Below are 13,668 nucleotides of genomic sequence, written 5' to 3' on the forward strand. Positions count from 1 at the left end.
CGGATCATGCAACGGCGCTTCGCTCTCATGATCTCTCCGGTGGCCGCCGACGACGAGCGCGACGACTTCGATGACACCTTCACGACCGTGGATGCCTCGGCCCCCGCCCTCAGCGTGGGCGAGCTGAGCACGCAGCGCGGCGACGGGGTGTTCGAATCGATCGGTGTCGTCGACGGTCACGCGCAGGAGGCGGAGGCGCACGTGCACCGCCTGGCGCACTCCGCGATGCTCTGCGACCTGCCCGGGCCCAACGCCGCGCAGTGGCGCCGGGCGATCGAGGTCGCCGCGGCGCAATGCGCGCCGGGCGAGGCGGTCATCAAGCTCATCCTCAGCCGCGGTGTGGAGCACGGCCCGACTCCCACGGCCTGGGCCACGGCGGCGCCGGCCGGCGACTTCGCCGCGGCACGACGAGACGGCGTGCGGGTGGTGACCCTGGATCGCGGCTACGACAGCGGCGCATCCGAACGCGCACCGTGGCTGCTGCTGGGCGCGAAGACCCTGTCGTACGCGGTGAACATGGCTGCGCTGCGCGAGGCGCACCGGCGCGGCGCCGACGACGCGATCTTCGTCTCCAGCGACGGCATCGTGCTCGAGGCGCCCACGGCATCCCTCATCCTGCGCCGCGGCGACACGTTCACGACCCCGGCGCCGACGGGCGGCATCTTGCACGGCACGACCCAGCTCAGCGTCTTCGAGTACCTGGCGGCGGAGGGGTTCCGCACCGCGTACGAGACCATCCCCGTGGCAGGGCTCGCCACCGCGGATGCGGCCTGGCTGGTCTCAAGCCTGCGCCTGGCCGCTCCGATCCGGGCGATCGACGGCGCGGCGCTCCCCGTGGACGGAGGGATCACCGCATCCCTCAACCGGTATCTGCTCTCCCCGCGGAACTGACCCGCGCACGGAACCCGCGCATCCGGAAGCCTGAACCCACCGCCCGTGCGGGAAAGGGGACACCCGAATCAGGCATCCGGCCGGTAATAGGCAGAATCCGCGGAAGACTGCCTGCTGCCGGGCGGATGCCCGAGCCCGGACGCCGGATCACCCGAAGCGGCCGGAGACGTAGTCCTCGGTGGCCTGCATGGCGGGGGTGGTGAAGATCGTGGCGGTGTCGTCGTACTCGATGAGCTTGCCGGGCTTGCCGCTGCCGGCGATGTTGAAGAACGCCGTCTTCTCGGACACGCGGCTCGCCTGCTGCATGTTGTGCGTGACGATCACCACCGTGTACTCGTTCTTCAGCTCGCCGATGAGCTCCTCGATCGCGTACGTCGAGATGGGGTCGAGTGCCGAGCACGGCTCGTCCATGAGGATCACCTCCGGCGAGACGGCGATGGCCCGCGCGATGCACAGGCGCTGCTGCTGGCCGCCCGAGAGGCCCGAGCCCGGCCGATCGAGGCGGTCCTTGACCTCGTTCCACAGGTTGGCGCCGGTGAGCGCCTTCTCGACGAGGGCATCCTGATCCGACTTCGACATGCGGGTGTTGTTGAGCTTCACGCCCGCCAGCACGTTCTCCTTGATCGACATGGTGGGGAACGGGTTGGGCCGCTGGAACACCATGCCCACCTGGCGACGCACGAGCACGGGATCGACGTCGGCGCCGTAGAGGTCCTTGCCGTCCAGCAGCACCTCACCCTGCACGCGGGCGCCGGGGATCACCTCGTGCATCCGGTTGAGGGTGCGCAGGAAGGTCGACTTTCCGCATCCCGACGGACCGATGAAGGCGGTGACGCTGCGCGGCTCGATCTCGAGCGAGACCCCCTCGACGGCGAGGAAGTCGCCGTAGTAGACGTTGAGGTCGTTGACTTCGATGCTCTTGGACACGTGAGCTCCTTGGGGTGGTCCGGCTCAGCGGCCGGAGGTCTTGGGGGCGAACACCTTCGCGATCAGGCGCGCGAGCAGGTTCAGCACCATGACGATGAGGATGAGGGTGAGCGCGGCCGCCCACGCGCGGGCGATGGCCGAATCGGGGCTGGTGCCCTGGTTCATGTACTGGTTGTAGGCGAAGACCGGCAGCGTCATCATCTGCCCGTCGAAGATGTTCGTGTTCAGGCTCATGGTGAACCCGGCGGTCAGAAGCAGCGGGGCGGTCTCGCCGATCACACGGGCGATGGAGAGCATGACCGAGGTCATGATGCCCGCGATCGAGGTGGGCAGCACGACCTTGAGCACGGTCAGCCACTTCGGCACGCCGAGCGCGTACGACGCCTCGCGCAGCTCGTTCGGCACGATCCGCAGCAGCTCCTCGCTGCCGCGGACGACGACGGGCGTCATCAGCACCGCGAGTGCCAGGGCGCCCATGAATCCCATCGAGATGCCGGGTCGGATGATGAGGGCGAACACAGAGTAGATGAACAGACCGGCCACGATCGAGGGGATGCCGGTCATCACGTCGACGAAGAACGTGATGGCCTTGGCGACGGGGCCGCGGCCGTATTCGACGAGGTAGATCGAGGTCATCAGACCGATCGGCACGGAGATGATCGTCGCTGTCAGAGTGATGAGCACGGTGCCCCAGATCGCGTGCACGATGCCCCCGCCCTCGCCCACGACGTTGCGCATCGTCCAGGTGAAGAACTCGGCGTCGAAGCGCTCCAGTCCGTTGGCCACCACGGTCCACAGCAGTGAGACCAGCGGCAGCAGGGCGAGGAGGAACGCCGAGGACACCAGTGCGGTCATCAACCGATCGATCGCCTTGCGGCGGCTTTCGGCGATGACCGAGATCACCGTGATCAGCACCATGTAGATCACGGCGCCGACGATCGTGGCGCCGACGGCGTTGAAGTGCTGCAGGCCTTCGCCGATGCTCGCCACCCCGAAGATCGCGTAGGCGATGGCGAGAGAGACGAGCAGCAGGGTCCACGGCACCCAGCGGGCGAGCTTGCCCGCGGTGAGCGAGGCGGCGGGGGCGGTGCCGGTCGCGGTGCGGGCGTCGAGCACGGTCATGTCAGTTCGCTCCCGAGAACTCGGCGCGGCGGGCGACGATCCAGCGCGCCAGCGCGTTGACCGCGAAGGTCACGACGAAGAGGATGAGGCCGGTCGCGACGAGCGTGTTCACGCCCGTGCCGTGCGCCTCCGGGAAGGCCAGGGCGATGTTCGCGGGGATGGGCGTCGGGTTGGTGGAGGTGAGCACGAGGAAGCTCACCACGGCCGAGGGCGAGAGCACCATGGTGACGGCCATCGTCTCGCCCAGCGCGCGGCCCAGGGCGAGCATGGCGGCCGAGACCATGCCGCCTCGCGCGAACGGGAGCACCGACATCCGCACCATCTCCCACCGGGTGGCGCCCAGGGCGAGCGCCGCCTCCTCGTGCAGCTTCGGTGTCTGCAGGAACACCTCGCGGCAGATGGCGGTCATGATCGGGATGCACATCACGGCGAGCACCAGGGCGGCGGTGAGGATGGTCTTGCCGGTGGGCGAGACCTGTCCGCCGAAGAACGGCACCCAGGCGGCGTTGGCGTTGAGCCAGGCGTAGATCGGCTGCAGCAGGGGAGCGAGCACGAGCCCGCCCCACAGGCCGAAGACGACCGAGGGCACGGCGGCGAGGAGATCGATGATGTAGCCCAGCACCGAGGCGAGCCGCCGCGGCGCGTAGTGCGAGATGAACAGCGCGATGCCGATCGAGATCGGCGCGGCGATGATCAGGGCGATGAACGAGGCCCACAGCGTGCCGAAGACGAGCGGCCACACGTACGACCAGAACGAGTCGCCGCGCAGGATGTGGTTGCCGCTCGTGTCGGTGTCGAAGGCCGGCAGGCTCTGGATGATGAGGAATGCGGCGACGGCGGCGAGCACGATGAGGATGACGATGCCGGCGCCGAGCGCCGTGCCCGAGAACACCCGGTCGCCGAGGCGCTGCTTGGCCCTGATGGGTGCGGGCGGCGCCGGAGGGGCCGCGGTGGCGACGGGATCCTGCTCGGTCGTGCTCATGGTCTCCCTGTTCGGAATGGATGGAGCGGTTCGGCGTGCGCGGGTGCGGTTCTCTGGCGGCGACCCGCCGATGCCCCCGCGCCCGGTCGGAGGCGAGGGCACCGGCGGATCAGTGAACGCTCACGCCGTTCAGCCGACCTGGATGAGGTCGATGGCCGCGAGCACCTGCTCGCGCAGACCATCCGAGATAGGAGCGTTGCCCGCGTTGGCCTCGGCGGCCTTCTGGGCCTCGTCGCTGGCGACGTACTGGAAGTAGCTCTTGACGAGCTCGGCGGTGTTGGCGTCGTCGTACTGGACGCAGCCGATGAGGTAGCTCACCAGTGCGATCGGGTACGCCCCGCCGGTCGCGGCGGCCGGGTCGACGTCGAAGACGAGGTCGCCTTCGCCGCGGCCCTCGACGAGCGGCGAGTTCTCGACGAGCTTCGAGGCGGCCTCGGCCGAGTAGGCGATGAACTCGCCGTCGACGCCGACGTGCACCTGGCCGAGGTCGCCGACCTGGGAGGCGTCGGCGAACCCGATCGTGCCGTTGCCGGCCGTGAGCGCCTGCACGACGCCCGAGGTGCCCTGGCCGGCCTCGCCGCCCTGGATGGGCCACTCGTCGCTGACCTCGTAGGTCCACACATCCGGAGCGGTGGCGGCGAGGTACTTCGTGAAGGTCTCCTGCGTGCCCGAGGGGTCGGAGCGGTGCACGGGTGCGATCGCCAGGTCGGGCAGGGTCGTACCGGAGTTGAGCGCGGCGATGGCCGGGTCGTTCCAGTTGGAGATCGTGCCGGCGAAGATGCTGGCGATGGTGGCGGCGTCGAGGTTGAGCGTGTCGACGCCTTCGAGGTTGAACGCGACGGCGACGGGCGAGATGTACAGCGGCACCTCGACGATGTCGTCGGCGGCGCAGGCGCCGAAGCCGCCCGCGGCGATCTCCTCGTCGTTGAAGGCGCGGTCGGAGCCGATGAACACGCTGCCGCCCTCGAGGAAGTTCTCGCGCCCCGTGCCCGAGCCGGTGGGCTCGTAGTTGACGGTGACGTCGGGGTTGGCGGTCTGGAAGCCGGCGACCCAGGCCTCCTGGGCGGCGGTCTGCGACGAGGCGCCGGTGGCGTCGATGGTGCCCGAGAGGGAGGAGCCGGCGGGTGCGTCGGTCGAGCCGCCGGCGGCGGCCTCGTTCGCGGCGCAGCCGGCGAGGGTGAGTGCAGCGACGGCGCCGATGGCGCCGATACGGGCGATGCGGGAGATCTTCACTGTGTGATCCGTTCGATCGGTGTTCGGTGGAGCCCGGTGCAGGGCACACAACGACGCTAGGAGTGACGGTTAACGAGACTCTCCTGCGCTGGTGAACGGCAGGTGAACGGCTTGCGTCGAGCAGAACTCGATCGCTCAGGCCCTGGGCGTGTGCGTCTCGATGCAGACGAGTCCGGATCCGGGGTTCGATGACGACAGGTGCGCCACGCTGAACGCGGCGACATCCAGCGCCGAGGCGCTGCTCACGTACGAGCCCTGCATCGTGCCGGTGGCCAGCGCGATCTCGCGCAGGACGTCCGGCAGCACGGGGCCGTGGCTGCAGATGACGGCGGCCTTGCCCGCGCGCACCCGCTTGCCGACCACCGAGCGCACATCGGCGGTGCCGTCCTCCCACGCGTCCTGACTGAGCAGGGGAGTGAGCTTCGGGGCGCGCGTGATCGCGCGGGCCAGCGGCGCGACGGTCTGCTCGCAGCGCACGGCGTCGCTGCTGACGATGCGCTTGACGCCGAAGGTGCGCAGCGCCCCGACGATCCCGGTCGCCTGGGCGCGACCGCGCTCGGTGAGCGGGCGCGTGGCATCCGATCCGCCCCACTCCGAGCGGCTCATCGCCTTGCCGTGGCGCAGCGCGATGAGCGGGAACGTCTCCAGCACTCCGTCGTCGACGAGGGCATGGAAGGCGTCGAGGATCTCGATGTCGACAGGGTAGGTCAGTCGTGCGCGGGCCTTCTTCAGGCTCACCCATTCCAGTGCGGCGATCTCGCGGTTGGGCACGAACGCCGATGCGCGGATGGCCTTGTCGGTGGCGTGCGCGGCCCAGTAGTGCACGATCTTCTGCTTGCCGTTGTCCATCCGGTAGCGCGAGACGCCCACCGGCGCGCCGAGCACGACGGCGATGCCGGTCTCCTCGAAGATCTCGCGCACCGCGGTCTCGGCGAGCATCTCGCCCGGGTCCACCTTGCCCTTGGGCAGCGTCACGTCGCCGTACTTGGTTCGGTGGATGAGCAGCACACGCAGCTTCCCCTCCACGAACCTCCAGAGCAGACCGCCCGCCGCGTACACCGCGTGGTTCTCGCCGCGCGCCTTGCCCGAGGTCATCGCGCCGTCCGCGGGCGCCGGCGGCGCTGGATGCGCTGCATGGTCTGATCCTGCAGGTCGGCGAGGGGCGAGCCGTCGGCGGCGGTCGCGTGGCGGATCCATTCGCCATTGTCGCCCAGATGCCACGACGAGGTGTCGGGCGACATGGCCTCCTCGAAGAAGCCGAGCAGCTCCTCGATGTGCGCGGAGGCGTTGACGCGCACGAGCGCCTCGACGCGGCGGTCGAGGTTGCGGTGCATCATGTCGGCGCTGCCGATGTACACCTGGGGATCGCCGCCGTTCTCGAACGCGAAGATGCGGGAGTGCTCCAGGTAGCGGCCGAGGATGCTGCGCACCGTGATGTTGTCGGTGACCCCGGCCAGGTCGCTGCGCAGACTGCAGATGCCGCGCACCCAGACGTCGACGGGAACGCCCGCCGCGCTCGCCCGGTACAGGGCGTCGATGATCTGTTCGTCGACGATCGAGTTGACCTTGAACCGGATGCGCGCGGGCTTGCCCGCCAGGGCGTTGACCCGTTCGCGCTCGATCTGGCGCAGCAGCCCTTTACGCAGGTGCAGCGGGGCGACGAGCAGGCGTTTGAACTTCTTCTCGATCGCGTAGCCGCTGAGCTCGTTGAACAGCCGGGTGAGGTCTTTGCCCACCTGCGGGTCGGCGGTGAACAGGCCGAGATCTTCGTACACCCGGCTCGTCTTGGGGTTGTAGTTTCCCGTGCCCACGTGCGAGTAGTGGCGCAGCGCGCCCTCCTCGTTGCGGATGATGAGGGCGAGCTTGCAGTGGGTCTTCAGCCCCACGAGCCCGTACACGACGTGCACCCCGGCCTTCTCGAGCTTGCGTGCCCACACGATGTTGTTCGCCTCATCGAATCGGGCCTTCACCTCCACGAGGGCGAGCACCTGCTTGCCCGCCTCGGCGGCGTCGATGAGCGCCTGCACGATGGGACTGTCGCCCGAGGTGCGGTACAGGGTCTGCTTGATGGCGAGCACGTGCGGATCGCGCGCGGCCTGCTCCAGGAACGCCTGCACGCTCGTCGCGAACGACTCGTACGGGTGGTGCACGAGCACGTCGGCCTTGCGGATGGCCTTGAACACGTCGCCGCGCTCGTTGTTGTCGCCGGGCTGGAACGCCACGGCGGTGGTCGGCACATGCGGCGGGTAGCGCAGGTCGGGCCGGTCGATGCGCGACAGGTCGAACAGCCCCCGCAGATCGAGCGGGCCGGGCAGGCGGTAGACCTCCTGGTCGGTGATGTCGAGCTCCTTGATGAGGAGGTCGAGCGTCACGTCATCCATGTCGTCGGTGATCTCCAGCCGGATCGGCGGGCCGAACCGGCGGCGCAGCAGCTCCGCCTCCAACGCCTGGATGAGGTTCTCGCTCTCGTCCTCCTCGATTTCCACATCCTCGTTGCGGGTCAGGCGGAACGCGTGGTGGTCGAGCACCTCCATGCCGGGGAAGAGGTCGTCGAGGTGGTTGGCGATGAGCTCTTCGAGACGGATGAACCGCATCCCCGCCGCCCCCGGCACCGGCACGAAACGGGGGAGCATCGGCGGCACCTTGAGGCGCGCGAACTCCTGGCGGCCGGTGCGCGCGTTGCGGATGCGGATGGCGAGGTTGAGCGAGAGACCCGAGATGTAGGGGAAGGGGTGCGCCGGATCGACGGCCAGCGGCATGAGCACGGGGAACACGTTCGTGCCGAAGTAGTCGGTGAGCTCGGCGCGCTCCGCGCCGTCGAGGTCGGCCCAGTCGGCGACCTCGACGCCGGCGTCCATCAGCGCGGGCCGCACGTGCTCGATCCACGCCGACGCGTGGCGCAGCTGAAGCTCGTGCGCATGGGTGGAGATCTCGGCCAGCAGGTCGGAGGGGGAGCGGCCCACGTTGGTCGGCACCGCGAGGCCGGTGACGATGCGACGCTTGAGGCCGGCGACGCGCACCATGAAGAACTCGTCGAGGTTGCCGGCGAAGATGGCGAGGAAGTTCGCCCGCTCCAGCACAGGCAGCGTGGCGTCCTCGGCGAGTTCGAGCACGCGCTGGTTGAACGCCAGCCAGCTCAGCTCGCGATCCAGATAGCGGTTCTCCGGCAGGGAGTCGTCGTCTTCGACGACCGCGTCGAAGTCGTCGTCCTCGGCGTCGCCGAGACCGGAATCGGCCAGTATGGGATCGATCATGGGGTACATCTAAGCATTGGCACGTTGCGAGGGTGTGAACGAACGGGTCAACCCTCGACGGGGGCGGGGTCGGGGGCGTCCTCCTCGGAGATGTTGAAGCGGTAACCGACGTTGCGCACGGTGCCGATGATGTGCTCCTGGTCGCCGAGCTTGGCACGCAGCCGGCGCACGTGCACGTCGACCGTGCGGGTGCCGCCGAAGTAGTCGTACCCCCACACCTCGCTGAGCAGCTGCTCGCGGGTGAACACGCGGGCAGGGTGCGTGGCGAGGAAGTGCAGCAGTTGGAACTCCTTGTACGTGAGATCCAGCGGGCGTCCGCGCAGCTTCGCCGAGTACGACTGCTCGTCGATCGTCACGCCCGACGCCTGCACCCGCACGGGCGCCTCCTCGACCTGACCTCGCGCCAGCGCGAGCCGGATGCGCGCGTCGACCTCGGCGGGGCCGGCGGTGGCGAGCACCACGTCGTCGACGCCCCACTCGCCGCTGACGGCGCTCAGTCCGCCCTCGGTCGTCACGAGCAGGAGCGAGCCGCGCAGTCCCGTGGTGCGGATGAGCGAGCAGAGCGATCTGGCGGCCATGAGGTCCGTGCGCGCGTCGACGACGACGACATCCGCATCCGGCGCCGTGACGAGCGCGGCGGGCTCGGCGGGGATCGTGCGCACCCGGTGGCTTAGCAGCTCCAGGGCGGGCAGAACCGGCTCCGCAGCGGGAGACGAGGTCAAGACCAGCAGGAGAGCCAAGCGGGATCCTTTCGTGCAGTCATGTTATCCGCCCCTGTGGGGGAGAATGGACGCATGTCGGATCCGGTGCTCGCCCCGCGCAACGCGCTCTGGGGGCTTGCGATCACCTGGGCGTTCGCGCTGGTCGCCGCGATCGTCATCGGGATCGTGGCCCCGCCGTCGTCGACCATGACGTGGTTCATCGTCGCGTTCGGGGCGAGCGTGCTCGTCTCCTTCGCCGTGCAGCTCGTGCGCGGCGAGAAGAGCGGCTTCATCTTCCGGGTGGGCGCCGGGGCACTGGGCGCCCTCATCGTGATGGGCGTCGTCTCCGTCGGGCTCGGCGTCGTGACCCTGCTGGCGCTCTGAGCCGCTCGCGTTCCGGGCTGCTGCGTTCTGACGCGCTGTCCGCGTCGAACGGGTAGAGTAGCGGTCATGGACCTCGTCGCGCTCGAACTCTTCTTCGTCGGACTGCTGGGCCTGGCGAGCGTCGCGATCGCCTTCTGCGCCGGCGCCGTCCTGGTCAATCTCTTCCGCGGCCAGCGCTGAGCGCCGCGGATCCCGCTGCTCGGGGCCGTTCGCACCGCGGATCGCGCTCCCGCTGATTCGGAGGCGTCCGCATGCTCGACCTTCCCACCGACCTCCCTCCCGAGATCGTGCCGCTGTCGTGGCTGCTCGGCGTCTGGGAGGGCACCGGCGTCATCGACTACACGGCCGAGGGGCATCATCACACCGGCGAGTTCACGCATCGCGTGAGCTTCAGCCATGACGGCGGGCCGTTCCTCAACTACGCCGCCACCGCCGTGTTCGCTCCGGAGGGAGGGCCGTCCGTGCCTCTCGTCGCAGAGACCGGCTTCTGGCGGCTGGCTCGCCCCGCCACCGCCTCGGATGCGGGGCCCGGGCTTCTGCCGCCGACCTCCGACGCGGCGATGCGGACGCCCGAAGACGTCGAGGCACTGCGCGTGCCCGACGAGGGATTCGCCATCGAGGCGTCGATCGCGCACTCCGACGGCATCCTCGAGCTCTACCTCGGCCAGGTCAACGGCCCGCGCATCGACATCGCCACCGACGCCGTGGTGCGCCCGGCCGACGCCAAGGCCTATACCGCCGCGAGCCGGATGTACGGCCTCGTCGACGGCCACCTGCTGTGGGCGTGGGACATCGCGGCCCTCGGCTCCGAGCTGCGCTCGCACGCCTCGGCCCGGCTGGCGAAGGTGTGAGCGCCGTGGAGGATTTCACCGACCCGGCCGTCACGGACCTGGCCTTCACGGACCTGGCCTTCACTGAACTGGCAGGTGCCGTCGCCGACGAGACGAGCGGCGCCCTGCTGCACCTCGGCGACCCGGTGCGCGAGCAGCGCGCCCTCGAACGCGGCGATGCGCTCGCGCCGCTGGGCGATCGCACCGTGATCGAGCTGACCGGCACCGAGCGGCTCACCTGGCTCGACTCCATCACCTCGCAGTCCGTCGCCCGGCTGGCGGCGGGGGAGAGCACCGAGCTGCTCGTGCTCGATCCGCAGGGCCGCATCGAGCACGTCGCGGCGATCTTCGACGACGGCTCGTCGACCTGGCTCATCGCCGATGCGGCCGACGCCGAGCCCCTGGCCACCTGGCTGCTGCGGATGCGCTTCCGCGCCGCCGCGACCATCGGCGTGCGCCACGACCTCGCCGTCGTCGGCTTCTTCGGCGGCGGGGCGGCCGAGCGCCGCGCCGAGCAGGCCGCGCTGTCTCCGCACGGCACCGCCGTGGTGTGGACCGACCCGTGGCCGACCGTGCAGCCCGGCGGGCATCAATACCACGACGGCGCGGAGCATCCGGGCGCCGGATACCACTGGCGCACGGCCGTCGTCGACGCCGCCGGCGCCGAGATGGTCGTGGCCGATGCGCAGGCGGAGTGGGCGGGACTGCTCGCGGCCGAGGCGCTGCGTGTCGCCGCCTGGCGACCGCGCTGGGCGGCGGAGGTCGACGAGCGCTCGATCCCGCACGAGACCGACTGGATCCGCAGCGCCGTGCACCTGGCCAAGGGCTGCTACCGCGGGCAGGAGACCGTCGCCAAGGTGCACAACCTCGGCCACCCGCCGCGCCGCCTCGCGATGCTGCACCTCGACGGCAGCGAGAACGTGCTGCCCGCGCCCGGCGACGCCGTGCTGGCCGGCGACGACGAGGCGGGTCGGGTGACCTCGGTGGCCCGCCACCACGAGCTCGGGCCGATCGCGCTGGCGATCCTGTCGCGCCGCGCTCCGACGGGCGATGTCGTCGTGCGCACCGCCGAGGCGGATGTCGCGGCGGCGCAGGAGGTCATCGTGCCCGCCGATGCCGGATCCACCGCCGATGTGCCGCGTCTCACCCGGCTGTCGCGGCGTGCGACGGCTCCCGATCCGCGCGAGAGCGATCCGCGCGAGAGCCGATGATCCGCACGCTGCTGCTCGACAACCACGACTCCTTCACCTTCAACCTCTTCCACCAGCTCGCTCAGGTGACCGGATGCGCGCCCCGCGTGGTGCGCAACGACGACCCGGCGTGGGATCCGGCGATCCTCGGCGCGGTGGATGCCGTGGTGATCTCACCCGGCCCCGGTGATCCGCGTGTTCCCGCGGACTTCGGCGTGTGCGCGGAGGTGATCCGCTCGACCGCGCTGCCGCTGCTGGGCGTATGCCTCGGGCATCAGGGCATCGCCCATGCGCACGGCGGATCCGTCGTGCGCGCACCGGAGCCGCGGCACGGGCGCCCCTCGACGGTCGTGCACGACGGGATGGATCTGTTCGCAGGGCTCCCCTCGCCGCTGGAGGCCGTGCGCTACCACTCGCTCATGGTCGCCGACCTGCCCCCCGAGCTGCGCGTCACGGCGACCGCGGACGACGGCGTGGTCATGGGGCTGCGGCATACGGAACGCCCGCAGTGGGGGGTGCAGTTCCATCCGGAATCCATCGGCACGGTGCTCGGCACGAGGATGATCGAGAACTTCGCCGGGCTCGTGCGCGAGACCGGGGCGGTGTGCGGCGCCGAACCCGGGCCGAAGGGCGCGGCCGCTGCCGAGCCGGCGATGCCTGCGCATGTCGCGGTGCGGTCAGTGCCGCTGACGGCTGAGCCCGCCGACGTGTTCTCGGGGCTGTTCGGCGCGGCGCAGACGGCGGTGTGGCTCGATGGCAACGCGCCCGGCGACCCGCGCGCCCGGTTCTCGGTCATGGGGGCCACGAGCGGCCCGTACGCCGGCCCGCTCGCGCGCACGGCTCTCGCCGATGTGCACGCCCAGACCGTGACGATCGAGCATGCGGGACGGCGCGAGGTGCACACCGGCGGCTTCTTCGACTGGCTCGACGACGAGCTGCACGGCATCCGGGTCGATGCCTCGGACGTGCCGGGAGGCTTCGCGCTCGGCTGGGTGGGCTGGCTCGGCTACGAGCTGCGTGCCGAGTGCGGCAGCGCGCACGAGCGGCGCTCCGACCTGCCGGATGCGGCCCTCGCCTTCCTCGACCGTGCGCTTGTCATCGACCGCGAGGAGGGCGTCGTGCACCTGCTCGCGCTGTCCGCGACGGACGGCGCGACCGGGGCGGGGGACGCCGAGGTGCGGGCGTGGTTCGTGCGGGTGTCCGATGAGCTCGGCCGCCTTCCGGCATCCGCTCCGCCGACAGCATCGGAGGCCTTCGACCCGCCGATCGAGCTGTCGGTGCGGCACGACCGTGAGCGCTATCTCGAGCTGATCCGCGAATGCCACGAGCAGCTCGCGGCGGGCGAGAGCTACGAGGTGTGCCTGACGAACATGATCGAGGGGCGCCCGGCCGCCGGGGCGGCGCCGTTCGACCCCCTCTCGGTGTACCGGATGCTCCGCGCAACGAACCCGGCGCCCTTCGGCGCCTTCCTGCGGCTGGGCGGGGCGAGCGTGCTCAGCACGTCGCCCGAGCGCTTCCTGCGCATCACCGCCGAGGGTGAGGCGGAGTCCAGCCCGATCAAGGGCACGCGGCCGCGCGGGGCGACGCCGGGCGAGGACGCCGCGATCCGCGCGGAGCTTCTGACCTCGGAGAAGGATCGCGCCGAGAACCTCATGATCGTCGATCTCGTGCGTCACGATCTCGGCCGAACCGCCGAGATCGGCTCCGTGCACGTCGACGGACTGTTCCGCGTGGAGTCGTACGCGACCGTGCACCAGCTGGTCAGCACCGTGCGCTCCACGCTCCGCGACGATGCGAGCCCGGTCTCCTGCGTGCGCGCCGCCTTCCCGCCCGGGTCGATGACCGGGGCGCCGAAAGAACGCACGATGGACATCATCGATCGGCTCGAACGCGGCGCGCGCGGCGTCTACAGCGGCGCGATCGGCTTCTTCTCCCTCGACGGCGCGGTCGATCTCAGCGTCGTCATCCGCACGCTCGTCGTGCAGGAGACACCGGATGCCGGTCAGGTCATCCGCTACGGCGTGGGCGGCGCGATCGTGACTCTCAGCGAGCCGGTGGCCGAGCACGCGGAGACGGTCGTCAAGGCCGCACCGCTCCTGCGCCTGCTCGATCGGTCGTTCCCGGACTGACCGCTCGCCCCGGCGCCCACTCCGC

At 70.3% G+C, this 13,668-nt stretch carries 12 protein-coding genes; 5 read left to right on the top strand and 7 right to left on the bottom strand.

Going from position 1 to position 13,668, the window contains the following annotated elements:
- Positions 1-6 precede the first annotated feature (6 nt).
- Entirely contained in the window at positions 7-891 is an 885-nt protein-coding gene (locus tag BKA02_RS09200) for an aminotransferase class IV (RefSeq protein WP_179433346.1), read from the top strand.
- Positions 892-1,038: 147 nt separating this feature from the next.
- Here BKA02_RS09200 and pstB read toward each other — a convergent pair whose 3' ends face one another.
- The 7 genes from pstB to BKA02_RS09235 all read right to left on the bottom strand — a co-directional run bounded on the left by pstB (position 1,039) and on the right by BKA02_RS09235 (position 9,149).
- On the bottom strand, positions 1,039-1,818 hold the full coding sequence (gene pstB, locus BKA02_RS09205) for a phosphate ABC transporter ATP-binding protein PstB (protein ID WP_179433348.1): 780 nt from the start codon (positions 1,816-1,818) through the stop codon (positions 1,039-1,041).
- A 24-nt stretch (positions 1,819-1,842) separates the two neighbouring features.
- The gene (pstA, locus tag BKA02_RS09210; RefSeq protein WP_179433350.1) at positions 1,843-2,940 is read right to left on the bottom strand and encodes a phosphate ABC transporter permease PstA; all 1,098 of its coding nucleotides are present in this window, start codon (positions 2,938-2,940) and stop codon (positions 1,843-1,845) included.
- Between the two features lies 1 nt (position 2,941).
- Positions 2,942-3,922 carry a phosphate ABC transporter permease subunit PstC gene (gene pstC, locus BKA02_RS09215; RefSeq protein ID WP_179433352.1) on the bottom strand — a complete coding sequence of 327 codons (981 nt, stop codon included), beginning with the start codon at positions 3,920-3,922 and terminating at the stop codon, positions 2,942-2,944.
- Between the two features lie 129 nt (positions 3,923-4,051).
- Positions 4,052-5,155: an extracellular solute-binding protein gene (locus BKA02_RS09220; RefSeq protein WP_179433354.1), complete on the bottom strand. Its 1,104-nt coding sequence runs from the start codon at positions 5,153-5,155 to the stop codon at positions 4,052-4,054.
- A 135-nt stretch (positions 5,156-5,290) separates the two neighbouring features.
- Positions 5,291-6,250: an NUDIX hydrolase gene (locus BKA02_RS09225; protein ID WP_179433356.1), complete on the bottom strand. Its 960-nt coding sequence runs from the start codon at positions 6,248-6,250 to the stop codon at positions 5,291-5,293.
- Positions 6,247-8,409: an RNA degradosome polyphosphate kinase gene (locus BKA02_RS09230; RefSeq protein WP_179433358.1), complete on the bottom strand. Its 2,163-nt coding sequence runs from the start codon at positions 8,407-8,409 to the stop codon at positions 6,247-6,249. The genes BKA02_RS09225 and BKA02_RS09230 overlap by 4 nt, the downstream gene beginning before the upstream one ends.
- A gap of 47 nt (positions 8,410-8,456) precedes the next feature.
- Entirely contained in the window at positions 8,457-9,149 is a 693-nt protein-coding gene (locus tag BKA02_RS09235) for a winged helix-turn-helix transcriptional regulator (RefSeq protein ID WP_179433360.1), read from the bottom strand.
- A gap of 54 nt (positions 9,150-9,203) precedes the next feature.
- Here BKA02_RS09235 and BKA02_RS09240 point away from each other — a divergent pair, with 54 nt between their 5' ends.
- From BKA02_RS09240 to pabB, 4 genes are all read left to right on the top strand, one after another.
- Positions 9,204-9,494 (top strand): hypothetical protein, encoded by a 291-nt coding sequence (locus tag BKA02_RS09240; protein ID WP_179433362.1) that lies wholly within the window; start codon positions 9,204-9,206, stop codon positions 9,492-9,494.
- 251 nt (positions 9,495-9,745) lie between these two features.
- Positions 9,746-10,345 carry a nitrobindin family protein gene (locus BKA02_RS09245; RefSeq protein WP_179433364.1) on the top strand — a complete coding sequence of 200 codons (600 nt, stop codon included), beginning with the start codon at positions 9,746-9,748 and terminating at the stop codon, positions 10,343-10,345.
- Positions 10,346-10,350: 5 nt separating this feature from the next.
- Positions 10,351-11,535, top strand: coding sequence for a CAF17-like 4Fe-4S cluster assembly/insertion protein YgfZ (ygfZ, locus tag BKA02_RS09250; protein ID WP_343045386.1), 1,185 nt, complete (start codon positions 10,351-10,353; stop codon positions 11,533-11,535).
- Positions 11,532-13,643 carry an aminodeoxychorismate synthase component I gene (gene pabB, locus BKA02_RS09255; protein ID WP_218844502.1) on the top strand — a complete coding sequence of 704 codons (2,112 nt, stop codon included), beginning with the start codon at positions 11,532-11,534 and terminating at the stop codon, positions 13,641-13,643. The genes ygfZ and pabB overlap by 4 nt, the downstream gene beginning before the upstream one ends.
- Positions 13,644-13,668 lie beyond the last annotated feature (25 nt).

This window comes from Microbacterium pseudoresistens (genome assembly GCF_013409745.1).
Classification (GTDB): Bacteria; Actinomycetota; Actinomycetes; order Actinomycetales; family Microbacteriaceae; genus Microbacterium; species Microbacterium pseudoresistens.

Excerpts from the sequence above, each read along its gene's own strand:
- BKA02_RS09200 (WP_179433346.1), top strand. The coding sequence starts at position 7 with ATGCAACGGCGCTTCGCTCTCATGATCTCTCCGGTGGCCGCCGACGAC.
- pstC (WP_179433352.1), bottom strand. The coding sequence starts at position 3,922 with ATGAGCACGACCGAGCAGGATCCCGTCGCCACCGCGGCCCCTCCGGCG.
- BKA02_RS09225 (WP_179433356.1), bottom strand. The coding sequence starts at position 6,250 with ATGACCTCGGGCAAGGCGCGCGGCGAGAACCACGCGGTGTACGCGGCG.
- BKA02_RS09245 (WP_179433364.1), top strand. The coding sequence starts at position 9,746 with ATGCTCGACCTTCCCACCGACCTCCCTCCCGAGATCGTGCCGCTGTCG.
- BKA02_RS09230 (WP_179433358.1), bottom strand. The coding sequence starts at position 8,409 with ATGATCGATCCCATACTGGCCGATTCCGGTCTCGGCGACGCCGAGGAC.
- pabB (WP_218844502.1), top strand. The coding sequence starts at position 11,532 with ATGATCCGCACGCTGCTGCTCGACAACCACGACTCCTTCACCTTCAAC.
- BKA02_RS09240 (WP_179433362.1), top strand. The coding sequence starts at position 9,204 with ATGTCGGATCCGGTGCTCGCCCCGCGCAACGCGCTCTGGGGGCTTGCG.
- pstA (WP_179433350.1), bottom strand. The coding sequence starts at position 2,940 with ATGACCGTGCTCGACGCCCGCACCGCGACCGGCACCGCCCCCGCCGCC.